Annotated in this window: 23 protein-coding genes; 14 read left to right on the top strand and 9 right to left on the bottom strand. The window is 63.4% G+C overall.

The window, feature by feature from the left end; translation table 11 throughout:
• Nucleotides 1-36: 36 nt before the first annotated feature.
• A complete protein-coding gene (locus ABID26_RS29365) occupies nucleotides 37-204 on the bottom strand; it encodes a Thivi_2564 family membrane protein (protein ID WP_126100709.1) in 168 nt (55 codons plus the stop codon).
• 182 nt (nucleotides 205-386) lie between these two features.
• On the opposite strand from ABID26_RS29365, the gene ABID26_RS29370 reads away from it, so the two are divergent.
• The 14 genes from ABID26_RS29370 to ABID26_RS29435 all read left to right on the top strand — a co-directional run bounded on the left by ABID26_RS29370 (nucleotide 387) and on the right by ABID26_RS29435 (nucleotide 17,753).
• Nucleotides 387-521 carry a hypothetical protein gene (locus ABID26_RS29370; protein ID WP_292345414.1) on the top strand — a complete coding sequence of 45 codons (135 nt, stop codon included), beginning with the start codon at nucleotides 387-389 and terminating at the stop codon, nucleotides 519-521.
• A 95-nt stretch (nucleotides 522-616) separates the two neighbouring features.
• On the top strand, nucleotides 617-781 hold the full coding sequence (locus tag ABID26_RS29375; RefSeq protein ID WP_292345412.1) for a DUF3309 family protein: 165 nt from the start codon (nucleotides 617-619) through the stop codon (nucleotides 779-781).
• Between the two features lie 635 nt (nucleotides 782-1,416).
• Nucleotides 1,417-2,643: an anion transporter gene (locus tag ABID26_RS29380; protein WP_292345410.1), complete on the top strand. Its 1,227-nt coding sequence runs from the start codon at nucleotides 1,417-1,419 to the stop codon at nucleotides 2,641-2,643.
• A 422-nt stretch (nucleotides 2,644-3,065) separates the two neighbouring features.
• A complete protein-coding gene (locus ABID26_RS29385; protein WP_354417274.1) occupies nucleotides 3,066-4,079 on the top strand; it encodes a LacI family DNA-binding transcriptional regulator in 1,014 nt (337 codons plus the stop codon).
• A complete protein-coding gene (locus ABID26_RS29390) occupies nucleotides 4,076-5,593 on the top strand; it encodes a sugar ABC transporter ATP-binding protein (RefSeq protein ID WP_292345406.1) in 1,518 nt (505 codons plus the stop codon). Before ABID26_RS29385 ends, ABID26_RS29390 begins: the two co-directional genes overlap by 4 nt.
• The gene (locus tag ABID26_RS29395) at nucleotides 5,593-6,660 is read left to right on the top strand and encodes an ABC transporter permease (RefSeq protein WP_292303895.1); all 1,068 of its coding nucleotides are present in this window, start codon (nucleotides 5,593-5,595) and stop codon (nucleotides 6,658-6,660) included. The genes ABID26_RS29390 and ABID26_RS29395 overlap by 1 nt, the downstream gene beginning before the upstream one ends.
• Before the next feature lie 86 nt (nucleotides 6,661-6,746).
• Complete coding sequence (locus ABID26_RS29400) at nucleotides 6,747-7,736, top strand: substrate-binding domain-containing protein (RefSeq protein ID WP_292345404.1); 990 nt, start codon at nucleotides 6,747-6,749, stop codon at nucleotides 7,734-7,736.
• Nucleotides 7,737-7,940: 204 nt separating this feature from the next.
• Nucleotides 7,941-8,594 (top strand): LysE family translocator, encoded by a 654-nt coding sequence (locus tag ABID26_RS29405; RefSeq protein WP_435528620.1) that lies wholly within the window; start codon nucleotides 7,941-7,943, stop codon nucleotides 8,592-8,594.
• Nucleotides 8,595-8,901: 307 nt separating this feature from the next.
• A complete protein-coding gene (locus ABID26_RS29410) occupies nucleotides 8,902-11,019 on the top strand; it encodes an ABC transporter ATP-binding protein/permease (RefSeq protein ID WP_354417277.1) in 2,118 nt (705 codons plus the stop codon).
• Nucleotides 11,020-11,101: 82 nt separating this feature from the next.
• Complete coding sequence (locus ABID26_RS29415) at nucleotides 11,102-11,902, top strand: sulfite exporter TauE/SafE family protein (RefSeq protein ID WP_354417279.1); 801 nt, start codon at nucleotides 11,102-11,104, stop codon at nucleotides 11,900-11,902.
• 424 nt (nucleotides 11,903-12,326) lie between these two features.
• Nucleotides 12,327-13,886, top strand: a complete 1,560-nt coding sequence (locus ABID26_RS29420; RefSeq protein WP_354417281.1) for a polysaccharide biosynthesis/export family protein — start codon at nucleotides 12,327-12,329, stop codon at nucleotides 13,884-13,886.
• Between the two features lie 963 nt (nucleotides 13,887-14,849).
• Entirely contained in the window at nucleotides 14,850-15,263 is a 414-nt protein-coding gene (locus ABID26_RS29425) for a DOPA 4,5-dioxygenase family protein (RefSeq protein WP_354417283.1), read from the top strand.
• A gap of 66 nt (nucleotides 15,264-15,329) precedes the next feature.
• A complete protein-coding gene (locus ABID26_RS29430) occupies nucleotides 15,330-15,539 on the top strand; it encodes a hypothetical protein (protein WP_354417285.1) in 210 nt (69 codons plus the stop codon).
• A 330-nt stretch (nucleotides 15,540-15,869) separates the two neighbouring features.
• The gene (locus ABID26_RS29435; protein WP_354417287.1) at nucleotides 15,870-17,753 is read left to right on the top strand and encodes a hypothetical protein; all 1,884 of its coding nucleotides are present in this window, start codon (nucleotides 15,870-15,872) and stop codon (nucleotides 17,751-17,753) included.
• Between the two features lie 170 nt (nucleotides 17,754-17,923).
• On the opposite strand, the gene ABID26_RS29440 is transcribed toward ABID26_RS29435, so the two are convergent.
• The 8 genes from ABID26_RS29440 to ABID26_RS29475 form a co-directional block, all read right to left on the bottom strand.
• A complete protein-coding gene (locus tag ABID26_RS29440) occupies nucleotides 17,924-18,742 on the bottom strand; it encodes a hypothetical protein (RefSeq protein WP_354417289.1) in 819 nt (272 codons plus the stop codon).
• A 349-nt stretch (nucleotides 18,743-19,091) separates the two neighbouring features.
• Complete coding sequence (locus ABID26_RS29445; protein ID WP_354417290.1) at nucleotides 19,092-19,337, bottom strand: MoaD/ThiS family protein; 246 nt, start codon at nucleotides 19,335-19,337, stop codon at nucleotides 19,092-19,094.
• Nucleotides 19,338-19,391: 54 nt separating this feature from the next.
• Nucleotides 19,392-21,656, bottom strand: a complete 2,265-nt coding sequence (locus ABID26_RS29450; protein WP_354417292.1) for a xanthine dehydrogenase family protein molybdopterin-binding subunit — start codon at nucleotides 21,654-21,656, stop codon at nucleotides 19,392-19,394.
• Nucleotide 21,657: 1 nt separating this feature from the next.
• Complete coding sequence (locus ABID26_RS29455; protein ID WP_292304133.1) at nucleotides 21,658-22,134, bottom strand: (2Fe-2S)-binding protein; 477 nt, start codon at nucleotides 22,132-22,134, stop codon at nucleotides 21,658-21,660.
• Complete coding sequence (locus ABID26_RS29460; protein ID WP_292304134.1) at nucleotides 22,134-22,994, bottom strand: FAD binding domain-containing protein; 861 nt, start codon at nucleotides 22,992-22,994, stop codon at nucleotides 22,134-22,136. Before ABID26_RS29460 ends, ABID26_RS29455 begins: the two co-directional genes overlap by 1 nt.
• A gap of 249 nt (nucleotides 22,995-23,243) precedes the next feature.
• Complete coding sequence (locus ABID26_RS29465) at nucleotides 23,244-23,825, bottom strand: TetR/AcrR family transcriptional regulator (RefSeq protein ID WP_292304137.1); 582 nt, start codon at nucleotides 23,823-23,825, stop codon at nucleotides 23,244-23,246.
• A gap of 171 nt (nucleotides 23,826-23,996) precedes the next feature.
• Nucleotides 23,997-24,305, bottom strand: a complete 309-nt coding sequence (locus tag ABID26_RS29470) for a cupredoxin domain-containing protein (RefSeq protein ID WP_292304139.1) — start codon at nucleotides 24,303-24,305, stop codon at nucleotides 23,997-23,999.
• Nucleotides 24,302-24,826, bottom strand: a complete 525-nt coding sequence (locus ABID26_RS29475) for a DUF4142 domain-containing protein (protein WP_292304141.1) — start codon at nucleotides 24,824-24,826, stop codon at nucleotides 24,302-24,304. The genes ABID26_RS29470 and ABID26_RS29475 overlap by 4 nt, the downstream gene beginning before the upstream one ends.
• Between the last annotated feature and the right edge of the window lie 305 nt (nucleotides 24,827-25,131).

Consider the following 25,131-nt stretch of genomic DNA (forward strand, 5'->3'; position numbering starts at 1 on the left):
CAGTCGTGGCTTTCCGGCGACGAATATGGATCGTTGCTAGAAAACCGCAAGGTATCTGAGCAGCGAGACAATGCCGATGATGATGACGACAATCTGGGCGATCTGCCTTGTGCGGCCGTCGAGCGGCAGGCGCTGGATAAGATAAAGCACCAGGATCACCACCAGAAAGGTGATCAAGATGCCGATGAGAATCGATAAGCCCATTTGCCTGCCTCCTTCTGGCCCCAAGTCTTCTAGCCACAAGTCTTCTGGCCCAAGTCGGGCTGCCTCCAACGTTACTGGCAAGGAAAGGTTCCGGATGTCTCGGATCGGGGCAAGGCTGGTATTGCGGAACGCGAGAGGGCGTCGTGCGTTGTTTAGCATCTTCGAATGCTGCGGGATGGAAGATGAAAGACGTTTTCAGCACCGCCGCGATCATTGCATCGATCGCTGTCGCCGTCGCGCTCATGTTGATGGCTCCCAAGGGCCTCGAGGTCAATTCGGTGCCCATCGAAACGTCTGATCAAACCGGTCCGCAGTAGAAAAGAATCCGGAGGAGTCCGGCGGAACATGCACGTCGCCTGAGGAGTTCGTTTCCTCATGACAGGCGCGGATCAGGCGGAGAGAGGAAAAGGTCATGGGCCTCGGCACAATTCTCGTCATCATTCTTATTCTGGCATTGCTCGGCGGCTTTAGCGGCTTGGGCGGTGGGCCTTTCTACGGCACCGGTTATTATGGCGGCGGCGGTATGGGGCTGCTCCTGATTATTGTGATCATTCTGGTGCTGCTCGGACGGCTCTGACCATCGTTCGATCAGAGCAGGAGGACGTCGCGCAGAGCCTTTCGTCCGCAATGAACAGCTTGGCGTGATCGCGACAACGCCCAAGGTAGCTATGTCAAACTTTAATGACGAAGCCTTGCCAGCCATGCGAGAAAGCCGGCTCGTGTCGCGGTGGCCGCTTGCGGGCCGCCCGGGAGCCCGCCGACTCCGCCGGGGTGAGCGGCGGGCTCCTCGAAACGCGATCCGTCAGGCGCTCTGGCTTCCGCGCCCGCCGCATTCGAGACAGACCACACTGTGCCCCGGGCAGCTCAGCCGGTGCGTTCCTTGCGGGCAGCAATGGCCGTAGGAACTGACCCAGTGGGCGCAAACGAAGACTTTCCTGGCGCCATGGCAGCGCCCGCATTCCGTCGAGGGCATCAGATTCTCCTTAGGCGAGACGCGATGCCCCACTTCAACGACCGTGTTCATCCGTTTAGTCCCCAACGACTGGATTGTCGGCCCGGCTTTTCAGAAACATTACATTAGCTTTCTGGAATATAAAAGCCGCACGCACTGATGACGAAAGTTTCAACGGTCCGCGCTTTCCCTTTGCCGCACCCTTGCTAAAGGTGGGGCGGGCAGATTCTGCAGGGCAGGGCGAACGGGAACCTCTGGCAATGACATGGACGGGCGCGGGCGCGCTTTTCATCCTAGGGCTCACCTATGCGGGTGTCGCCGTCGGGCGCATTCCGGGCCTCAGGCTCGACCGCGCCGGCATTGCGCTGCTTGGCGGCGCAGCCATGATCGCCATCGGCGCGATCGGCATGGAAGACGCCTACCGCGCCATCAATTTCGACACCATCACGCTTTTGCTAGGCATGATGATCGTGGTGGCGCATCTGAAAGTATCCGGCGCCTTCCGGGCGCTTGGCAGCTTCGCCATCGAGCATGCGCATGCGCCCTTCATGCTCCTGATCATGGTGACGCTGTTGACTGGCGTGCTCTCGGCCTTCCTGGTCAATGACGCGATCTGCCTGGTGATGGCACCGATCGTCGTCCACGTCACCCGCGTCATCAGGCGAAACCCGGTTCCCTATCTCATCGCCACCTGCACCGCCTCCAACTGCGGCAGTGTTGCCACCATCACCGGCAATCCGCAGAACATGGTGATCGGCGCACTTTCGGGCATTTCCTATCCGGCCTTCACGGCGGCCCTGGCTCCAGTGGCGCTATTCGGCCTTCTCGCCGTCATCGTCATCGTGCGCATCGTCTATCGTGCCGAGTTTTCGCGTCCCGCCGAGCTCAGCCCCGAGGTCTATCGCGGCCGCATGCTGCCGGGACAGGTACTGAAGGCGACCATCGTCTGCGTGGCGCTGGCAATCGCCTTCTTCGCCGGCGTGCCCGTCGCCAAGGCGGCGCTGATCGCCGGCGCTTTTCTGCTCGTCACCCGCGCGATCAAGCCGCACCGCATCTACCGCGAGGTCGACGGGCCGCTGCTCTTCATGTTCGCCGGCCTCTTCGTGGTGGTGGCGGGCGCCGAGCGCACGCTGCTCACACCCGACATGATCGCCTGGGCGAAGACTATCGGCCTCGACGACGTCTGGCGGCTTTCCGGCTTTACCGCTGTGCTTTCCAACATCATGAGCAACGTGCCGGCCGTGCTGGCGCTGCGGCCCTTCATCCCGGGACTGGAAAACCCCGAGCGTGCCTGGCTGGTCGTGGCGATGAGCTCGACGCTCGCCGGCAATTTCACACTGCTCGGTTCGGTCGCGAACCTCATCGTCGCCGAGCAGGCCAAGGCGGCGGGCAAGCAGCTGTCCTTCATGGCCTTCTTCAAGGTTGGCCTGCCGCTGACCCTGTTGACGCTCCTCGCCGGCACGGCCTGGCTTGCCTTTACGTCCTAGCCGTTGGGCGCCTTCATCCCAGGGTGCTCGCATCGATACTAGTGCTCTCTATTCAAGCGTTGGCGTCGCCCCCCTCATCTGGCTGCCGCCATCTTCTCCCCGTTAACGGGGAGAAGGGGCTTTCATCTTCGCATTCGCCAATCACCAGCGTTGCAGAATAGGCGCCAAGCGCGCGGCCCTTCTTCTTCTCCCCGTTAACGGGAGAAGGTGCCGGCAGGCGGACGAGGGGCGGCACCGACCTCGCCAATAGGTTGGCGAACGTCCTTCAACAGGCTCTCTCCAACCGCCTAAAACATTTCGTGCGTCTCGCCATCGAATCGATTGCGCAAACGTTTCGATGGCTCTATGGTTTCGCCAGATCCGCCGAAGAGCGGACGGGAAACGCAATCCAGGGGAGGAGCGCTTGCGGGCACTCTGTTCGCATGCCGACAATGGCTGAGGTCGCGCGCCGCGCCGGCGTATCGGTTTCGACCGTCTCGCATGTCGTCAACCGCACGCGCTTCGTCTCGCCCGAGAAGGCGCAGCTCATCAATGACGCCATCGCCGCCATGGGCTACCAGCCCAACGAGCTGGCGCGCTCGCTGAAGGTGGCCTCGACCAACAGCGTCGGGCTCGCAATCTCGGCGATCTCCAACCCTTATTTCACCGACATCATCTGCGCGGTCGAAGCCGAATGCGCGCGGCTCGGCCTGATGGTGTTTCTGTCGGACACGCAGGAAGACCCCGACCGCGAGTTGTCTGTGGTGCGCGCCTTCCACCAGCGCCGCGTCGACGGCGTCATTCTGGCGCCGTCCGGCTCGCCTGAACGCGCGATCGCCTATCTCGCCGAAAAGAAGCTGCCTTGCGTGCTGATCGATCGTTTCGCCGACGACCGCTTCGATCAGATCGGCGTCGAGAACGAGACGGCGATGCGCGCGCTGATCGACCACGTCGCCTCCTTCGGCCATAGGCGCATCGGCTACATTGCCGGCCAGCCGGGGCTCACAACCACGCGCGAGCGCATCGAGGCCTTCCGCGCCTCGCTGGCCGCCAATGGACTTGAATGCCTGCCGCACTATGTCTCGCCGGAGAATGTCGACACGGCGAGCGCCACGGCATCGACGCATGCGATCCTGTCGCTGCCCGCGCCGCCCACCGCATTGGTCACCGGCAACAACATGACGACGATCGGGGCAGTCCGTGCCATCCGCGAGAAGGGCCTTTCGATCCCGCGCGACCTTTCGCTCGTCGGTTTCGACGATTTCGAGTGGGCCGACTGTTTCGAGCCCAGGCTGACGCTGGTCGAGCAGCCCTGCACCGAGATCGGCAGGCAGGCGGCAGCGCTGCTCAGCGAGCGCATCGCCTCCAGCGATGCGGCACCGCGCGCCGTACGGCTGACGGCGGCGCTCAAGGCACGCCAATCCTGCGCGAGGCCGGCCCACACGAGGCCAGCATGAGCGCGCCGCTGCTTTCCGTCACCGGTGCCGTAAAACGCTTCGGCGGCGTGCAGGCGCTGCGTGGCGTCGATTTCGATTTGAAGGCCGGCGAGATCCACGCTCTGCTCGGCGAGAACGGCGCCGGCAAGTCGACGCTGATGAACCTTTTGTCCGGCGTCTACGCGCCGGACGAAGGCGAGATCCGCATCGACGGCAAGCAGGTAGCCTTCAGCAACCCGCGCGAGGCGCAAGCCGCCGGCATAGCCACCATCTTCCAGGAACTCGACCTCGTGCCTTCGCTCGATGTCGCGGCGAACCTCTTCCTCGGCCGCGAGCTGATGCGGCCGGGCGGCATGCTCGACGTGCCGGCGATGCGCCGCGAGGCGAAGCAGCGGCTGGAGGCGATCGAGCTTGCCATCGACCCGGCGCGCCTTGTGGCCGACCTCTCCATCGGCCAGCGCCAGGTGGTGGCGATCGTCAAGGCGCTGTCCTATGCCTCGCGCGTGCTGATCATGGACGAGCCGACGGCCGCGCTCACCGTCGGCGAGGTCGAGCGCCTGTTCGACATCATGAGGAAGCTTGCCGCAACCGGCGTCGGCATCGTCTACATCTCGCACCGGCTGGAAGAAGTGCCCGATATCGCCGACCGCGTGACGGTGATGCGCGACGGCCGTGTTGCCGGCGTCACCGAGCCGCACGCGCCGCAGGCCGAGCTGGTGCGCCTCTTGGTCGGGCGGCCGCTGGACGAGCTCTATCCAGAGCGCGCGAAAACCGCCGGCAAGACACTGCTCAGCCTCAAGGATGCCAGCTTCAGGCTCGCGCGGGACAGCGCCGGCTGGCAGGCGCCGAGCGGCATTTCGCTCGAGGTCAGGGAAGGCGAGATCGTAGGCCTCGCCGGCATCATGGGGGCAGGGCGCACCGAACTGCTTTCAGCGCTCTACGGTACCGGCCTTGCCGGCCGCTGGCAGGGCGAGGTCGCGGTCGACGGCCGTCCGGTAAAACTCGAATCCATCAACGCGGCGCGCAAGGCGGGCATCGCCTTCGTCACCGACGATCGGCGCGGCAGCGGCCTGATGCTGAGGATGGCGGTCGGCCTCAACCTGGTGATGTCGGTCATTCGCCGCATCTCGCCGGCAGGCCTGATGTCACCGCGCCGCCAGGCGGAAGCCGTGCGGCAGTCCTTCGGTCAGTTCGACATCCGCCCGAAGAACCCGGACATCGCCGTCGGCGCGCTTTCCGGCGGCAACCAGCAGAAGGTGGTGCTGGCCAAGGAAATCCTCGGCAATCCGCGCCTTCTCCTGCTCGACGAGCCGACGCGCGGCGTCGATGTCGGCGCCAAGGGCGAGATCTACGCGCGGCTGCGGGCGCTCGCTGCTCAAGGGTTGGGCATATTGGTCGCTTCCAGCGAGATGCCGGAGCTGATCGGGCTCTGCGACCGGATCGTGGTGCTGCGCCAGGGGCGCAACGTGGCGGAATTCAATGGCGGCGTCGACGAGCACACCGTGCTTGCCGCGGCAAACGGCAGGGAGGCCTGATGTCGGACCAGAAGATTTCGGTGGCGGCGAGCCCGGCGCCTGTGGCGGCCCCAACTGCGGCGCCCAAGCACCGCGTCGACCCACTGGCGATCATCGTGCGCTTCCAGAGCCTGATCGGCCTGGTGCTGGTGGCGATCGGCGGCATCATCTTCTCGCCCCGGCGCCATGGCGAGATCCTGTTCCTCAACCCCGACAACATCGCCAACATCGTGCGCGCCGTATCGGAGACCGGCATTATCGCCATCGGCATGACCTTCGTCATCATCACCGCCGGCATCGATCTGTCGGTCGGCGCGGTGCTGGGCCTCTCCGCCGTGGTGACCGCCACCATGATGATCTCCGGCGGCTTCGGCCTCATCGCCACCATCCTGGCCGTGCTCGTCATGGGTACCGTCTTCGGTATCGTCCAGGGCACGATTTCCACACGCTTCCGGCTTGAGCCCTTCATCGTCACGCTCGCCGGACTGCAGGCCGCGCGAGGTCTCGCGCTCGTGGTCTCCGGCAACCAGTACATCAACATTTCCTATGGCGACGGGCCGGGCCTGGCGCCGCCGGTGTTCGCGGTGCTTGGCGAGCGCCTGTTCGACAACACCGTGCCGGTGGCGACCATCGTCTTCATCATCTTCGCGGCCATCGCCACACTGGTGCTCAACACCACGCGTTTCGGCCGCTACGTCTACGCCGTCGGCGGCAACGAGCGCGCCGCGCGCATCTCCGGCGTGCCGGTGTCGATGGTGAAGATATCGGTCTACGCCATCACCGGCTTTGCTTCCGCGCTTGCCGGCATCGTGCATGCCGGACAGTTCAATTTCGGCAGCGCCAACGACGGCATGGGCTATGAGCTCACCGCGATCGCCGCCGTCGTCATCGGCGGCACCAGCCTGTTCGGCGGCGCGGGTTCGATGGTCGGCACCGTGGCCGGCACCATCATGCTCGGCGCTTTGGCCAACATCCTTCAGCTCAACAACATCACCCCCGCCATGCAGTTGCTCGCGACCGCCGCGATCATCGTGCTTGCGGCAGTGCTTCAATCCCTCGTTCGCCGCCGCGAGGGTTTGGGACGATAGGAGGCCGGCGGCAGCATTCTGAAAGAGCAACCCAAGAAACTGCAACGAAGGTCTGGCTATCCGGCCAGACGAGGAGGAGACTGAGTATGAGAATGACAGAGAGAGGACTTAGCCGCGCGCTTCGGGCCGCGCTGTTGGCAGGCGCCGGCCTGTGCATCGCAGGGACCGCCCAGGCCGCCGATCCGATGGTGAAGGCCTGCGCCAAGGACGGCCAGTTCATCATCGGTTTTTCGCAGGCCAACAACGCCGAGCCCTATCGTCAGCACGTCAATGACGAGCTGACGGCGGCGGCCAAGGAAGTGCCGGGCTTCACGCTGCAGATCGCCGACGGCGCCGGCAACGTCAACACGCAGACCTCGCAGGTCGACAACTTCATCACCCAGAAGGTCGATATCCTATTGATCTCGCCCTTCGAGGCGGCCCCGCTGACGCCCGCCGTGAAGCGCGCCATGGATGCCGGCATTCCGGTGATCGAGCTCGACCGCAAGACGGTGGGCGACCCCGGCAAGGACTACTCGGCCTTCATCGGCGGCGACAATTTCAAGATCGCCGAGGAAGCCGGCAAGTACACGGCATCGAAGCTGCTGCCCGATGGCGGCGAGGCGGCGGTGCTGGAAGGCCTGCCGAGCTCGACGCCGGCGGTGGAGCGTCTCAACGGCTTCAAGGAGGGCGTGAAGGGAAACCCGAAGATCCAGATCGTCGCCGAGCAGGCCGCCGACTGGGTTCCGGATAAAGCCCAGACCGCCTTTTCCGCCATGCTGCAGGCGCATCCCGACATCAAGGTGCTCTATGCCTCGAACGACATGATGGCGGCGGGCGCGCTGCTGGCCGCCAAGGGCGCCGGCAAGGACGTCAAGATCATCGGCACCGACGGCCTGCCGGGTCCGGCCGGCGGCATCGAGGCGGTGGCCAAGGGCGATTGGGCTGCGACCTTCACCTATCCGACCGGCGCCAAGGAAGCGATCGAGATGTCGAAGAAGATCCTCCTCGACTGCGCGACTTCCGTCGAGCCGACGGTGACGGTGGACACCACCGCGATCACGCCGGAAAACGCCAAGCAGCTGGCCGGCAAGTAGGCAGGGCCACAATCGAAGATGTTGCGACAAGGCCCCGGCGACGGGGCCTTGTTTTTGTTTTTGGGGGCAGCGGACCCGTATCTGGCAGGAATTGGAAGGAACAGTGCTCTTCTGGCCCAACGGATCGCCCGCCAGGCTGGTGACAAGCGGCCTTGTGCGTGCATTGTGTTGCGCTGGAACTTGCACCCGACCGAGGAGGAAACCTTGACCGAGTTCGCAACCATACTGTCCATCCTTGGCGTTTTCCTGCTCGGCGCGATGAGCCCCGGGCCGAGCTTCGTCGTCGTCTCGCGCATCGCGGTCGCGGGCGAGCGCACCGACGGCCTGGCGGCGGCGATCGGCATGGGCATAGGCGGCTTCATCTTTGCCACCATCGCGGTCGCCGGCCTGACGGCGCTGCTCGTCCAGGTCGCCTGGCTCGACATTTTCCTGCGCATCGCCGGCGGCGCCTATCTTTTATGGATCGGCATAAAGATCTGGCGCGGCGCTCATGAGCCGATCGAGATCGCCGGCGATAAGTCGGCGCGCGCCGGCTCGTTCTGGCGGGCACTGCGCCGGTCGCTTCTGGTGCAGCTCGCCAACCCGAAGACCGCGATCTTCTACGCCTCGATGTTCGCGGCCATGCTGCCGGCCTCGCCGCCGCTCTGGATGCTGCTGGTCCTGCCGCCGCTGCTCTTCCTGAACGAATTCGTCTGGTACGCCGTCGTCGCCTTCGCCTTTTCCGCCAGCCGCCCGCGCTCGGCCTATCTCAGCACCAAGCACTGGATCGACCGCGCCGCCGGCGCCGTCGTCGGCGCGCTCGGCCTGAAGCTGATGTGGGAAGGCATGGCCGCCGCGCGCCGGGGCTTCAGCGGATGACGTGAGTTCGGATGGAGAAGCCCAAATCGCATAGGGCGCTCCCCCACTCCGTCTCGACTTCGTCGAGCCACCTCTCCCCCATGCATGCATGGGGGAGAGGAAACGCCAACCGCTAAGGCCGCAACTTTGGAAAGCTTGGGTTCCTCTCCCCCCACAAACGTGGGGGGGGAGAGGTGGCTCGGCGAAGCCGAGACGGAGGGGGGCTGGCGCTGCCGTATGCGACTGCCCTCCCGAACACGCGCCATGCCTTTGCCCTGTCGCAGGCATAGACATGAAACCTTCTGATTTTTAAGCCGTTGTCCGCCTGATGTCTCAGGCTGAACGCAAACCGAAACCGATCGGCGGCAAACCAAACGGTGCCGCGAAGGCGCGCCAAAAGAAGCCGCGCCTGGAAAAGTCGCGTTCCGAGAAGCGCGAAGAAGAGAAGCCGCGCCCCCAGAAATCACACGAAGAGAAGTCACGCGAAGAGAAATCCGCCGGAGAAAAGGCCGCCGAACCCACACCCGAGGCCGTCGGCGAACCGGCCCCGCCGCCGCCGGAGTCAGTCGAACCCGGTCCGAAGCTGACGCCTGAAGAGGCCGAGCAGGCGCGCAAGAAATACCTTTTGCGGCGTTTCTGGATCAGCGGGCGCGGTTACTGGGGCCGGCGCGGCGACAAGCTCGCCTTGCCGTTCACCTTCGGGCTGTTGGTGCTGATCTGCGTCAATGTCGGGTTCCAATATGGCATCAATGTCTGGAACCGCAAGTTTTTCGACGCCATCGAGCAGCGCGATGTCCACACCGTCTATATGCTGAGCGCCGTCTTCCTGCCGCTGGTGGCCGGCAGCATCAGCCTTGTCGTTGCGCAGGTTTATCTGCGCATGACGATCCAGCGCCGCTGGCGCTCCTGGATGAGCACCGCGGTCATCGCGCGCTGGCTGGCCAGCGGCCGCTACTATCAGCTGAACCTCGTTGCCGGCGACCACACCAACCCCGAGGCGCGCATCTCGGAGGATCTGCGCATCGCCACCGAGTCGCCCGTCGATTTCATCTCCGGCGTCCTCCACGCGTTCCTGGCCGCTTCGACCTTCATCGTGGTGCTGTGGACGATCGGCGGCGCGCTCACCCTGCCGCTCGACGGCGCGAGCATCACCATCCCCGGCTTCCTCGTCGTCACCGCGGTGATCTATGCTGCCATCACCTCGACCTCGATGGTGGTCATCGGCCGCCATTTCGTGCAGCTCTCCGAGCAGAAGAACCAGACGGAAGCCGAATTCCGCTACGTGCTGACGCGGGTGCGCGAAAACGGCGAGAGCATCGCCCTGCTCGGCGGCGAGGACGAGGAGCGCAGCGGCATCGACAACACCTTCGGCCATGTGCTGAGGCAATGGGCGCTGCTGACCGGACAGCACATGCGCACGGCGCTGGTGTCGCAGGTGTCGAGCCTGTTCGCGCCGGTCGTGCCGATCCTGCTGTGCGCGCCGAAATTCCTCGAAGGCTCGATGTCGCTTGGCGCGGTGATGCAGGCGGCCTCGGCTTTCGCCATCGTGCAGAGCGCGTTCGGTTGGCTGGTCGACAATTATCCGCGCCTTGCCGACTGGAACGCCTCGGCCCGCCGCATTGCCTCGCTGATGATGTCGCTCGACGGGCTGGAGCGCGCCGAGCGCAGCGAGGCTTTCGGGCGCATCCGGCACGGCAAGACTGAAGACGGCGCGATGCTCTCCCTCGACGATCTCTCCGTGACGCTCAACGACGGCACCGGCGTGGTCAAGGAGACCGAGGTCGAGATCGAGCCGGGCGAGCGGGTGCTGGTGGCCGGCGAATCCGGCACCGGCAAGTCGACGCTGGTGCGGGCCATCGCCGGCCTGTGGCCGTGGGGCGGCGGCAGCGTCGATTTCCACGCCGACAGGCGGCTGTTCATGCTGCCGCAACGTTCCTACATCCCCACCGGCACGCTGCGCCGCGCGGTCGCCTATCCCGCCGCCGCCGACAAGTGGACGGTCAAGAAGATCAGCGCCGCCCTCGACAAGGTGGGGCTCGGCTATCTCAAGGACAGGCTCGAGGAAGACGCGCCCTGGGACCAGACGCTCTCCGGCGGCGAAAAGCAGCGCCTCGCCTTCGCGCGTCTCCTGCTGCATGAGCCGGACATCGTCGTGCTCGACGAAGCGACCTCGGCGCTCGACGAGAAGAGCCAGGACAAGATGATGCAGACGGTGATCCGCCAACTGCCCAAGGTTACCATCATCAGCGTGGCCCACCGGGCAGAGCTCGAAGCTTTTCACAGCCGCAAGATCACGCTGGAGCGCCGCGAGGGCGGCGCGAAGCTGGTCAGCGATGTCGAGCTGATCCCGCGAAAGCGGAAGCGGAATCTCATCACGCGCGCTTTGTGGGGCTCCGGGGTCCAAAGGCGGCGTGAGGCGGAACGAGGCGGCAAGCGCGGCTCATAGCCCAGCCGGCGCCTTCCGGACATCAGTTGCCACGCGCACTCATCGACCGGAACGGCAGGGCGCGGGGCGCGTTTTCTGGCCGATGGACTGGCTGCAACTTGGACTGCTCTGCGGCGCGGGCTTTCTGGCCTGGACCCTCAACACGCTGTCGGCGGGCGGCGCCGGCCTGCTGCTGATCCCGGCGGTCACGTTCCTGACCGGCAGCGCCGCCGTTGCTCCGGTGATCACGCTCACCGAGCTGATGGCAAATCCGGCGCGAATCCTGGCGTTTCGCCGCGACGTCGATTGGAGCATCGTGCGCTGGTATTTGCCCGGAGCCATCGTCGGCGCGGCCGCCGGCGCCTGGCTGTTCGCCAGCGCGCGCGCCGAGTGGCTGCAGATATTCATCGGGCTCTATCTGATAGGCGCGGTCTGGGAGTTCCGCGGCGGCGCGCGCGAGCGCAGCTATCGGGCACGGCGCTGGTGGTTCCTGCCCGCCGGGCTCATCGTGTCCCTGCTTTCGGCGCTGATGGGCACGGTGGGCCCGGTGCTGAACTCGCTTTACCTGAACTATGGTTCCAGCAAGGAGACGCTGGTGGCGACGAAGTCGGTGGGCTCCTTCGTCACCGATGTCGTCAAGATCGCGGTGTTCACCGGTCTTGGAGTGTTCAGCGGGAAAACTCTTGCCTTCGGCCTGGCGACCGGGTTTGGCGCGGCGCTCTCGACGCTTGCGGCGAAGCCGTGGCTCGAGCGGATGAGCGGACGCCAATTCCGCACCGCCGTCGTGGCGCTGATGGCCGTGAGCGGCGCGCTGATGATCTGGAAACAGCACGAGCTCATCATCGCGCTCTATCACCAGCTCGCAAGCGGCCTGCCGAGCCTAGGCGGGATCGCGTGGGATTAGGGCATGCCTGGCGGCCCTTTGGTCACGATTCATCATCAGCGCGGCGTACCGCCGAGCTGGAAACCTTCACAGCTGCAAAGATCACCCTGGAGCGCCGCGAGGGCGGAGCGAAGCTGGTTAGCGACGTCGAGCTTGTGCCGCGCCGGCGCAAGCGCAGCCTGATCCGGCGGGCGCTGTGGGGGAGTGGGACGCGGGGCGGGAGGGCGTGAAGCGGGAGCGGGTGAACTCAGTACATGCCGTAGCCGTCCACGATGGATCGATAACTACTACGTTAGAAGGGGGCGGTCCCTAAGCCTTTTGCGGCGCTTGGCGTTGCCGAGCGTGCTTTTTTATCATCGTTGTTTGGTGCGGCATCCAGCCGCGCAGTATGGGTTCACGCAGAACTAACAGCGGTGAGGGGTCGCACAGCCGGTGGGGTTCAGAGATGAACCATGTGCAGGATACCCAATCAGCATGCTTCCATAGTGACTGCACCTTTGTTGGACGACGGGTTTCGAGTTTACTTCTTGGAATGCGCGGCAGCAGCCCCGCGCTATGCCTCATTTCGCTATGCCTCGTGCTGCTGCTGGGACTTCCGGCGAGGAGCCAGTCGGTTGAGGACAGACTAAGCCCGGGAGATCATATCGAACTGCACGTTTGGCACTGGACTGCGCTGCGCGGCGGCGTTTTGGAAGGGCTGCAACTCAACCGAAACTTCAGCATCGACTCGACCGGCAAAGTTGAGCTTCCAAATATCGGGAGCATTGGCGCCGCAGGCCTGCGTACGGACGAGTTGGCAAAGCTGATTACCGATCGCCTGCAAGCCAGGAGTGGCCTGCCCGAACGGCCGGAGACGACCGTCCAGCGCATCCTTGAGCCAGCCATGGAAACGACAAATTCCGTGGAATCCGCAGGCGACCAGGCACCGCCCGAACCGTCAGCGGTTGCCGCGGCGAACGGCAGCCCGTCACTTGCAGGCTTGGAGAAGGAACCCGTCACGGCACCACCGGGCGGGCTCGAGTCCCGCAAATCCGCGGAACTGGCGCCCACGACGCCACACGCACTCAAGACGCCGGAGGCACTCAACACACCAGAGCCGCTCAAGGAAGCTGCGCGAACGGTGCCTGGCGAGCATGAGCAGGCCTTGCGCCGTGAATTGGCGGCAGCACGAGAAGCGCTGGACGTAATGCAGCGCAACGCGCGCGACGCAAGTGCCGAGGCACATGCAGTGGCCGACAAGGTGGCCAAACAAGCGCAAGACCTGGAAAAGCAACGGCAGAAAGCCAAAGCGCTGGCGCTCGATCTGCAGGCGGCGCGGCGCGTTATCGAAGGCTTCAAGGCCAAGGCGATTGTCTGGGATAACGAGAAGGCCGCCATGCTTAGCGCGCATCGCGCGACGGAAGCCTCTGAGGCTGCTGTTCAGCGAGCCCTTGATGGGGAGCGGCACAGGGTTGAGCTCCTCGAGCAACAACTCGCCGCGTCCCGCCAGACCGTCGACGCTCTGAAGATAGGCGCAGCTCAGGCAGCGGCCGGGCAGGCCAACGCCGTAAAGGACTGGCAGGCGGCCGAGGCCGCATCGAGGCAATCTGGCGAGGCGCTGGCGTTGGAACGCCAGCGGGCAGATGCCGCCGCGCGTGATCTCGACAGGGTGCGCAAGGAACGCGACGCTTCAAGAGAGGCCGCGGCAGCGTTGAGCGCGGCGTTGGAACAGGAGCGTGAAAGATCGATCGGCCTGGCCCGCAGCCTCAGTGCAGCGCGGCAGGCAATTGGCAGCGTCAAGGCTGATGCCGGGCGTCGCACGTTGGGCATGAAGCGCATGGCGAAAGCGCCTGTCCGCGCAAGTCCGCATGCAAGCATGTCGGAGCGCTCCGGATCTGCGCGTAAACCGCCGGACAAACGGAGATTCAAGGTCCAAAAGCCACCGCAACCCGATCTGGTGGCGACCATAGCTCTTCCCTCCGCATTGCTCCCGACGCGACCACCGGAGCCCGACCCTCGCTGGTGAGGAGCAGTGAGCCGCAACTATGCCGCAGGTGGCCATGAAGAAATACGTCGCAGCCGCGTTGGCGATCGGGATCACAATCGCGCCCGCCTCGGCTGTTGACGTAGGCGTAGGCGGCAAGGTTGGCGGTGTCGGGCTCGGCGCTGGAGTGAGCGCCGGTTCGCAAGGCGTGTCGGTGGGCGCGGGCGCGAGCGCCGACGGTGTAGGCGGAGCAAACGTTGGCGCATCGACCAGCGGCAGCGGACCACCCGGCGTTGGTGCCGGCGGCAACATGGGCGGCATAGGCGCAGGCGTGTCAGCGGGCGCCCGTGTGGGCGACCACCCTTCCGCCCAAAACGGGCCGGCTGCCTCTGCCCGGCGCCCGGCCGCGGTCACGACAGCCCCCGCTTTGGCCAAGACCGCAGCACAATCCATTTCCCTGCCTCCCGTGCTCAGACCTTCCAGAGCTGGCAACAGTGACCTCCGGCGTGTCACCGACCGCTTAGGGCCTTTCTCGCCCCTGAGAGCGAAACCCGGCACACCGGCTGCCCTGGTGCGCGACTGTCGCGCCGCGATCATGGCTGCCGCGAAGCCCCTTGGCGCCGTGCGGGTCTACGCGGCCAGCGCAGGTTCCCCGCGTCAAGGTCGAGGTGGACTCAACGCGCCGATCGAGGTGCGCATAGACTACGAAAGGCAAGGCGGCATTGAAGTCAGGCAGGCGCGAGTCGGCTGTCGCCTCAACGCGGCAGGGATGGTCGTCGCGGTGATCTAGAGCAGGAAGCTCCCTCTCGTGGCGTTCGCCTCGGCCGGGCAGGGTAAACGCATATGGCGCTCCCCCTCTCCGTCTCGGGCGGGGGCAGCGCCCTATGCGATTGCCTCGGACTGAAGTGGGTGACGGGCGGCGATCCGGCTTAGACCAAGACAACCCGCCCGTGCTTCGGCTACAGTTCCGCCGGGCGCAAAAAATCATCGAAGGGGAGCATCGAGGTGAACGAAGTCAGTCCAAGGCAACTCGCGGAGATCGCCAGCTATCACGCCCATATCTACTACGCCGGGCCGGCCGAGCGGCGGCACGCCGAATGGCTGCGTCTTCGCATCGGCGAACGTTTCCGCGTGCGCCTGGGCAACTGGCGCGACGAGCCGGTCGGTCCGCATCAGCAGGCCATGTACCAGGTCTCGTTCGCGAACGAGATTTTCGCCACGCTGGTGCCGTGGCTGATGCTGAATCACGGCGGCCTGAGCATCCTCATCCATCCCAACACCACCAACCCCAAGCGCGACCACACGGTCGACCCGATCTGGATAGGGCGGCCGCTGGGAGTGAACGGCGAGGTTCTCGGCGAGGAAGACGAGGCGGAAGGTGCGCTGGAGGTGAATACGGAGCCGACGCTGGGGGCGTGAGGGGGCATCGCTCATGCCTGAGATGCGTCCGTTCTACGAGGCACATCGCGGCGCCATGAGTCCGCAATGCGCCAGCGGCTCGACCTTGCCGAAGCGATGCAGTGCGGGCGCGAAGCTCTCGGACATGGCAGCGTGCGGCAGGGCGTCATGGACGAGTTCGAGGTCGTGCTCGGCCAGATACCATATGTCGGCGGCCCAACCGGCCGCATGCGCGACTTCTCCATGCGCCTGATGGGCTTCATGGGCTGCTTGCGTACGTCGTGTCGCTGCCCGTGATCGGCGATATCGGGCGATAGCCTACAACGCGCAGTTGCTCACCATGCCCGAGGCCGAGCGGCGACAATTTCGGACATGGCATCGACTGCCGATATGGCACTTGATAATAGCTTCCTCGTCGCCGCAGGAAATACACCAGTATCGTCAAATTCATTGCGGAGTAGTACGCCGATTGCAAGTGGATCCTCAGCGAGCATCGGCCGGCCAAGGCGTTTACCGAAGGCCTTGACTGGCCCACTCGTCATCGTGTTTTGGGAAAATACAACGCTAGCTGATGCGCCTGTCAACGCCTATTTCTAACACGCTACACAATTAAACTGGCATCACATTATGTCGGAATATCTGTACCTACCCTACCATCATGCAGCCTTTAACCTTCTCGGGAAAATATTTTCCGATGAAATCAATTTTGTTCTCATAGACAAATTTGCGAAATTCCGCTCTGAACTATTTATAAAGAAATTTACACCCGGAAAGGTTGTGGAAAGCGAAGAGGCGTGGCCTATAGTCAGAGAAATACTTGAACTAATTGATCAAGAAATGCGTGCGATAATTCAGCGGAGAAGCGTTGCATATTGGCTTCACCTTTACCGACGAATAGGCGTGTACCTGTCTCCGAAGCACGAGAGTAAGACGGATGAAATCACTCTTGGGCTAGTGCGGCAAATCGCAGAGCTAGCGATCCAGAAACACGGACTGTTGAGCGCACCCAGAGAGTTTGGTCGTTCTGACGAGTTGGGAGCCAACCTCATTCTAGGAGGTTGGATGAAGAAAGGCCTCAAGAGCCTTGGCGGTGACGGAAGAAGCGGCGAGACAATTTTTCGGAGATATGCGAGCCTCGCAAGAAAAAATCCGACTTGGGTTATACGCGATTTTTCCAAGAGGGACTTCGTTGATATCTATGCCATTGAAGGGGCCGCTTACCAGTACTGGCGACTGACTGCACTTCTTCGGTCGCTAGGTAAAGGCGCGAGGATCGTTGTGAGCAGCGAAGGCGATTGGGATTACACGCCCAATCGAAAACTCTCCGAACTGATCGAGTCGATCGACCGGAGGGCGTCCAAATCAGGGAGTTTTTCATCTCTACTTGGCATTTGGATTGACTCTGAAACGCTTAGACCGGCTCGTGATAGCGAGGATCCGCTAACCGACGCGGTGTTTTTTCCGATCTATAACATTTATCGGGCCAAGACGCCCAAGGCTCTAGAGATATTCGGAGCTCGGTTCGCTGAGAACGCTGTTATGAATTTCTTTCCGCTTTTTTTGAGCGCGGGCGCTTTTTTTCGACACCACCACTTTATGCGTGATGAGTTCATAAAGAAGCGCGGTTACGATTTCGAGTTGATGGTCAGTGTGTTGGCTGCTCTATCTTCTTTCCTTTTTCTTCCTTCGAGAAGTCTCTACAGCGATGATGAAAAGGAAAAAGAGCGTTACAAGCTTGGAGCATTCATGCAGACGCTTACCAGGGGCTACCACCTATTTCTTGGCACGATTGACGACCTAATGGCGATGCTTATGGATCGCCTGTCCATCGTTTTCTCCAAGGAGTTCGAACCGGTTGAAGTGCGCAGGGTCGTCGATTCCATGACGCTCAACAAGGGTCTCCAGGGAAAAGTATCCCCGTGGAGCAACGGGCCCCGCAGCGTCGTTATTCCCACGGATGGTTTTTGCGTGCTCGACTTGGTTAGCGTCCCTGCCTTGCTGAGGTCGATCTTTGCCTTCATGACCGACCAGTTTGGCGAGAGTGGCACAGTATTTGAAAGACTGTTCCGAGAGGCGCTATCTAGGCGTGGCTTTGACGTTAGTGCCGGGGTCTTGACCGCCAACGACGGAAGCGAACGAGAGCTGGATGCTGGGGTCCTTGTTGGCAAATGTCTGTACCTATTCGAGTGCGTGTCTATTGAACGGCCATTGGACTACGAAATCGGACGGCCGCGAACCATGAAGATTCGACGCGAGCGACTGGCCGAAAAACTCGACCAAGCGAGAACACTGGGTGAGTTCGTTCGCCGCAATCCGTCTGGCCGCAATTTCGATTTTTCGTCCGCCGAAGAAGTTGTGTACGCAGTCGTGTCTCCATTCACCGAATGGATTTGGGATAATGGGGGAGAACTTTGGATTCGACCGGGCGTGCCTCGGATTTTGGATCCGGATGAAGTATTTTCGCTACTCGGCCACGCACCGAGTCGCAGCCTGCGACGCGTCGAAATCTAAAGATCACTCGTCGACGTCGCTGAAAATTGAACGCTCATGGGCTGCGAATTGGTGAGGGATATTAGAAAAAACAATAGCGCAGGTCGGCATGGACCGGTCGGACATTCTTTCCATCGCCAATCCGCTTCCGATTGTTCTAACTCTTACTCGCGCCTCTTCTGGAGCTTTTTCTATTCTTTGATAACCTCCACGCCTTCGACATACGGCATGGCCCTAATTCGAGACAGGAGCTTATTCAGGGAATTTTTCGCTCTGGTGTCGTCGGGCATGTCAATTTTTACCGACCCGTCATCGAGCGCCCCTATCAGATAGTCCTGTAGAATCCCCCGAACCGCTTTGTCGACCGTTCGCTCGACTTGGCCAGCGTGCTCCTTTTTGGTTTTTACGAGTACCCGCAGATTCGGAATGCCTGACGTATTTTTCCGATCTAAGTTGATGTCCTCCGGCTCATAGCGCTCGTGCACTAGGCTGTTGACGCGGAACCGCAGGTCATCAATCTGCTCTTGAAGCACGCGCTCGCGGGGTGTCGCATCCTCAGCGAAGTCCACCTTACCCCGCGCAAACGTCACAGGATTGTCGACTTTATGGTCAGGGCGGACGGCCGCTTCAATCGCGTCCTTCAAAGCCGCACGAGCAGCCTTCAAGTCCCGGGGTCGGGCGCGCGAGAATTTGATGGACCGGAAGGACGCTATGTCGAATGGAATCCTCTGTCCTTCTAGGTGCATGTGGATGACGGGCTTCTGCGTCATGTGCCGAATCCCAATCTCGTAAAAGGCGTTAGGATTAAGTGTGGTCAGGTCGGCTATCACTAAGTCCGCATCGAGCAGCGCCGAGATGACTTGAGCATCGATACGACCCGGAATTGTTATGCGGTCTGCCCGCTCGACGCGGTACTCGCTAAAGTCTTCATCGAACACAGGTTGGATAATCTCTTCGAGCAGCCAGTCAGCGTGAATACGGTCTTCACTGTCATCGTCACCTATCGACAAAGCACGACCTCGGCTTCTTCGGCAGTTTCGCCATACCCCCTCCCTAGTCCGCAGTTTGCACCGCTCGGCGTTTGTCATTTAGGCCAAGGTGCAACGGGCACAACGAGCCAGTTGCATAAGCTTCTAGCACGATGACGGGCATCCTCAACTTCCAGAAACCGGTATTTGTAGGTTTCGGTAGTTGCGTTACGTCCTTCGCCAGGAACGCTCCGGCGAAGGACGAGCGGCCATCCCAGTGTGGACTGTCCGCTTCGGTCAATGTTTGTTCGAAAACGGACTGACCCTCTCGGCCCCTACGAAGACGTTCGAGACCTTGGGCTAGCGATGGCGGCGAGCCCCTTGTCCAGCATCATCCCCCCGCCAGCCGCGGCAACAGGAAAATCTCCGCCCCCTCCGGCAATTCCTTCGACCACGTATCCCGATAAATCGTCCCGTTGATCGCGACCGCAATGCCGCGATCGATCAGGGGTTCGAAGGCGGGATACTGTTCCGCGAGTTTGCGGAACAGCTCCCTTATGTCCTTGGCCTCGATGTCGAGCTTGCTCTGGCCTCCTGCGGCAGCACCCAGCGAGCCCCAGAGCGTGACTTCGACCATTAGCGCCTGATCCTCATTGGACCGTAGCCAAAAACCGCTTCGCGCTTTTCGGCATCAGCCTTCCCGTTCGGCCTCGAGCGCCGCCAGGATGCGCGGCGGCGACATCGGGATGTGCGTCATGCGCACGCCCACCGCGTTCGACACCGCGTTGGCGATCGCCGCCAGCGGCGGCACGATCGAGGTCTCGCCGACGCCGCGCACGCCATAGGGGTGGTTCGGGTTGGGGATCTCCAGGATCTGCGTGTCGATCATCGGCAGGTCGGAGCACACCGGGATGCGGTAGTCGAGGAAGCCGGGGTTCTGCAGCCGCCCGTCCTTGCCGTAGATATACTCCTCGTTGAGTGCCCAGCCGATGCCTTGCGCGGCACCCCCCTGGTACTGGCCCTCGACATAGGTCGGGTGCACCGCCTTGCCGGCGTCCTGCACCACCGTGTAGCGGATCACCCTGGTCGAGCCGGTCTCGGGATCGACCTCGATGTCGCAGATATGGGTGGCGAAGGACACGCCCGCGCCGTCGGCGACGAGCTCGCTGTGGCCGGCGATCGGCCCGCCGGTCTTGCCGGACTGGGCCGCGATCTCCTTCAGCGACAGTTTGCCGAGATTGCCGTGCTTCTCGCCCTTGGCCACCGCGTGGCCCTTTTCCCACGCCACGTCGTCGACGGAGATGTCCCACATCTGCGCCGCGCGTTCGCGCAGCACCTTGATGGCGTTGCGGGCGGCCGAGATGGTGGCCATCGACGACGAGAACGTGCCGCGGCTGCCGTCGGTCATGTCGTTGTAGCCGAGGGAAGACGTGTCGGCGACCACCGCCTTGACCTGGGCATAGTCGATGCCGAGCTCCTCCGCCGCCACCAGCGACAGCGAGGCGCGGGAACCGCCGACGTCGACCGTACCGACGGCCAAAGACACCGAGCCGTCCATGCCGATGTTCAAGTCGGTGCAGGTCTGGCCACCAAAATTGAACCAGAAGCCGCAGGCCATGCCGCGCCCCTGGTTCGTGCCCAGCGGCGCCTTCATGTGCGGATGGCTCTTCACCGCTTCCAGCGTCGGGCCGATGCCGATCGGGCCGTAGACCGGGCCGTAGGAGGCGCGCGTGCCTTCCTGCGCGGCGTTCCTGATGCGGAAGTCGACCGGGTCGATGCCGATCTCCTTGGCGAGCTCGTCGACCGCACTTTCCACCGCGAAGGCCGCCATCGGCGCCGAGGGCGCACGATAGGCCGCGGTCTTCGGCCGGTTGACCAGCACCTCGTAGCCGACGGTCTTGACGTTCTCCAGCTTGTAGCAGGCGAAGGCCGTCATGGCGCCGATCTCGGCCCACATGCCGGCATAGGGGCCGCAAGAGTAGCGCAGCGTCGCTTCCGCCGCGGTGATCGTGCCGTCCTTCCTGGCGCCGATCTTCACGTCGATCGAGGTGGCGCTGGTCGGGCCTGACGCGCGAAAGACCTCGTCGCGGGTCATCACCAGCTTCACCGGACGGCCGGCCTTGCGCGACAGCGCCAGCGCCACCGGCTCGGCCCAGACATGGGTCTTGCCGCCGAAGCCGCCGCCGATCTCGGAGGAGGTGACGCGCAGCTTCGAGGCCTCTAACCCAAGCAGTTGCGCGCAGTGCTGGCGGTAGACGAAGTGGCCTTGCGTGCACACCCACAGGTCCGCCGTGCCGTCCGGATTGACGCTCGCCACGCAGGCATGCGGCTCGATATAGCCCTGATGCGTCTGCTCGGTCTTGAAGGAGCGCTCGACGACGAAATCGGCCTCGGCGAAACCCTGATGGATGTCGCCATGGCCGTATTGCGTGCGCTTGCAGACGTTGGAGGGCTTGACCGGCTTTTCCTCGAGGCCCTCGGTGAAGATGGCGTCGTTGATCAGCGGTGCGTGGTGGTTCATCGCTTCGTCGACGTCGGTCACATGCGGCAGCACCTCGTAGTCGACCTCGATCAGCTTCAGCGCTTGTCTCGCGACGCGAGCGTCGATCGCCGCGACCGCCGCCACCGCATGGCCGTCATAGAGCGCCTTGGTGCGCGCCATCGAGTTGTCGAGGATGTCGTACATCGCGGCATCGCCGTCGGTGAGGTCTGGCAGGTCGGCCGCGGTGATCACCGCCTTCACGCCGGCGAGCTTTTCCGCCTGCGAGGTGTCGATCTTCTTGATGACGGCGTGCGCGTGCGGGCTGCGCAGGATGCGCCCGACAAGCTGTCCGGCCATGTTGAAGTCGGCGCCGTAGCGGGCGCGTCCCGTCACCTTGTCGACGCCGTCGGGGCGGATGGGGCGCGTGCCGACGGAAGAGAAATTGCGTCCCGAGTAGCGCGGATCGAAATTCATCTCAGGCTCCCTTCATCACGTTTGCCGCGTCCTGGACGGCGCGCACGATCTTGTCATAGCCGGTGCAGCGGCACAGGTTCCCCGCCAGCCCGAAGCGGATTTCCTCCTCGGTCGGGGAGGGGTTCTTCGCCAGAAGGTCTTTCGCTGCGATCAGGAAGCCCGGCGTGCAGATGCCGCATTGCAAGGCCGCGTGCTCCAGAAATTTCTGCTGGAGCGGATGCAGCTGGTCGCCATGCGCCATGCCTTCGATGGTCTCGACCTGCCGTCCCTCCGCTTCCGCGCCCAGCACCAGGCACGAGCACACCAGCCGGTTGTCGAGGATGACGCTGCAGGCGCCGCAGTCGCCGGTGCCGCAGCCTTCCTTGGCGCCGGTCAGGCCCAGCCGGTCGCGCAGCACGTCGAGCAGCGTCTCGTCGGGCTGGCAGAGATACTCGACGTGATCGCCGTTGATTGTCGTTGAAACCGCTACACCGGCCATCACTTGCCTCCTGCACGTTCATAAGCGGTGGTGGCGACCCGTCTGGCCAGCACGCCCGCGACTTTCCGTCTGAATTCGATGGTGCCGCGCTTGTCGTCGATGGGACGGCAGGCGCCGGCGCAGATCTTTGCCAGCCGCTCCAGCGTGGCCTCGTCCGGCTTCCTGCCGATGAGCACCTCCGCGGCCTCCTCGACCAGCAGCACCGTCGCCGCCACGGCGCCGAGCGCCACGCGGGCCGTCTTGACGACGCCGTTGTCATCGATCGTCAGGTTCACGCCGGCGCTCACCACCGCGATATCCATCTCGGTGCGCGGAATGAAGCGCTGATAGGCGTCGCCCGCATTCGGCGCGCGCTTGTCGAGCAGGATCGCCTCGATGATCTCGCCCTTGGCCAAAGAGGTCCTGCCCGGACCGGTCGGCACAGCTTCAACCGCGATTGTGCGCTTGCCCGAAGGCCCGGCCACCACCGCCTTGGCGCCGGCGGCCACCAGCGCCGGCACGCTGTCGGCGGCGGGCGAGGCGTTGCAGAGATTGCCGACGATGGTGCAGCGCCCCTGCACCTGCTTCGAACCGATCAGCTTCGCCGCCTCGACGACGCCCGGCCATGCCTTCTTCAAGGCAGCGTTCTCGCCCAGCACGGCGCAGGGCACCGCGGCGCCGATCCTGAACCCGTCGGCCGTTTCGGTGATGTCGCTCAAGCCGGCGATCGCCTTGATGTCGACGATCAGCTCGGGCTCGACAAAGCCGCCCTTCATTCTCACCAGCAGGTCGCTGCCTCCGGCAAGGATTGCGGCCGGGCCGGCCGCGCCGGCCAGCAGGCCCACGGCATCTTCCATTGATTGCGGACGTATGTAGCGCATCGTCTCCCCATAGCTAATGGCAAATCTCGGCGACCGTTATAAAGACTCTCCTCATAATGGCCATCCGCTTCCTGCATTGCACCATCCAAGTCAGGCAGGCTGGCCCTAATCCTTGCCCCGGCTCTTTGGTCCAACGGCCTGAAACCACCCGCTCGCGTTGAGCCGACCAAGCCTCCACAACGGCTTCGGGCGCAGCGAGGGACAACACCAGGGTGATGCGGCTGTGCTTCGCCGGCTCGAAGCCGAGATCTACGCCGCTCCCATCCGCGCCCGCACCAGCGTCGCGGCGGCGTGGCCGGCGGCCGTGATGTAGTCGGGGTCGTGATGGATCAGCATGCTGGAAAAGGCGCCGTCCATCAGAAGCACGATCTCGCGCGCCAGCATCTTCGGCTCGCGCACGCCATGGCTTGAAAGCTCGCCAGCCAGCCATTTCTCGAAATTGCTCTTGTGGCGCGATCCGGCTTTCACCGCCGGATGTCCAGGCATCGCGGCGAGTTCGGCGGCCGTGCGCAGGAAGCCGCAGCCCTTCCATTTGACGTGCCGCGCCACGCGCGCCAGGTGGGTGAAGATCGCCGTGACCTTCTTGTCCGCGCCGCCCCCCGCAGCCTCGAACCAGCCGGCCATCTGCTTGAGGTTCGGCTGGTCGCGGCTGTCGAGATAGGCTGCGATCAGCTCGTCCTTGCTCTTGAAATGGTAGTAGAGTGTGCGCTTGGTCAGCCCCGCCTTTTCCGCCACGGCATCGACGCTGACGCGGCCGATGCCTTCGGCATAGAAGAGCTTCGCCGCCGCGTCGACGAGGCGTTTTCTGGTTGGATTGGCCTTTTCGCTCATCCGTTAAGTATACCGACTGGTGAATATACAAACAAGGCGAAAGCTGATCCCTTGCGGTCCACTCAGCGCCTGGATCGAGCGGCGCCGGCCCGTCCATGACGGCTCATGGACACATGTCACTCGTCCAGGCGAGGCGCGGCGCGCCTCGCTGGCGTTGGACCGCGCGGCCGATCAGGGCGAAACCTCCAGGCGGCCCTTCATGTTGGGGTGGAAGCGGCAGAAATAGTCGATCGCTCCCGCTCGGCTGAGCGTGATGCTGCCCTTCGATTTCGGCGGGATCATCACCTCCCAGCCGCCTTTCACCGTGGCGGTGTGGGCGAAGACGTCCTTGTTCACCCACTCGATCGTGTCGCCGACCTTGGCTTGAACGCTCACCGGCGAGAAGACCAGCTTGTCGATCGTCACCTCGATTGTGGCGGCGAGCGCCGGCGAGGCGACAAGCGCCAGCGCGACCGCGAGCAGCAAAAAGCTCGCTCTCATTTCAGCGTGCCGGCGACATGTTCGGCATGCTGCTCATGGCCCTGGAAGATCTTGAGGCCGGTCTCCAGCAGGCTCTTAAGCTCCGCATTGCTGGCCGAGGGGATGAGCAGGGTTTCGAGCGCGCTATCGACCTGCTTGTGATAGGCCACCTCGTTCTCGATATAGGCCTTGTCGAAGGCAGCCCCTTTCAGCTTCGCCAGCTTGGCGCGCTCTTCCTTGGCCGCCTTGGTCAGCGCCTGGCTGGTGGCGTTGTCTTCCGGCGTGACTTTCAGCTTCTTCACCAGGTCCAGCGCCTGCTTGTTCACCGCCGCGTGGTCGCGCTCCATGTCCTTGGCGAAGTCGACGACCTCCTTGGTCTTCGACTTCTTGATCGCCAGCTTGGCCGCTTCGATGTCGAGCGTGCCGGCCGTGTAGGCGATATGGGCGATCTGCGGGTCGGTGGGCTTCTCGGCGGCCTCGGCCAGCGGGGAGGCGCTTGCGAGGAAAAGGGCTGCGAGGGCGGCGGTCGATCGGATAAACATGGCATCTCCTTCGCCCGGCGCGAGGCTTCGGGCTTGTTTTGGGTTGACGGCCATTGGATGCGGGAAGGGGCGAAACGTTCCCGGGAAAAGCAGTCCAGGACATTTCCGGCTGGCGGCTGACGGTGCCTCTTTGATGACACCTAGTTCGAAGGTTGGCCGAGGCGTCTTTCACTTCGTCATTCTAGGGCGGAGCAAGGAGCGAAGCGACGCGCGCAGACCCTAGAATCCTGTGTGTTGGTTCTGGTGTATGGTTGAAGTGGGAAGGAGACCGAGTGGATCCTGGTCGTCCTTTCGGACAGGCCGTG

This window comes from Mesorhizobium shonense (assembly GCF_040545255.1).
GTDB classification, from domain to species: domain Bacteria; phylum Pseudomonadota; class Alphaproteobacteria; order Rhizobiales; family Rhizobiaceae; genus Mesorhizobium; species Mesorhizobium shonense.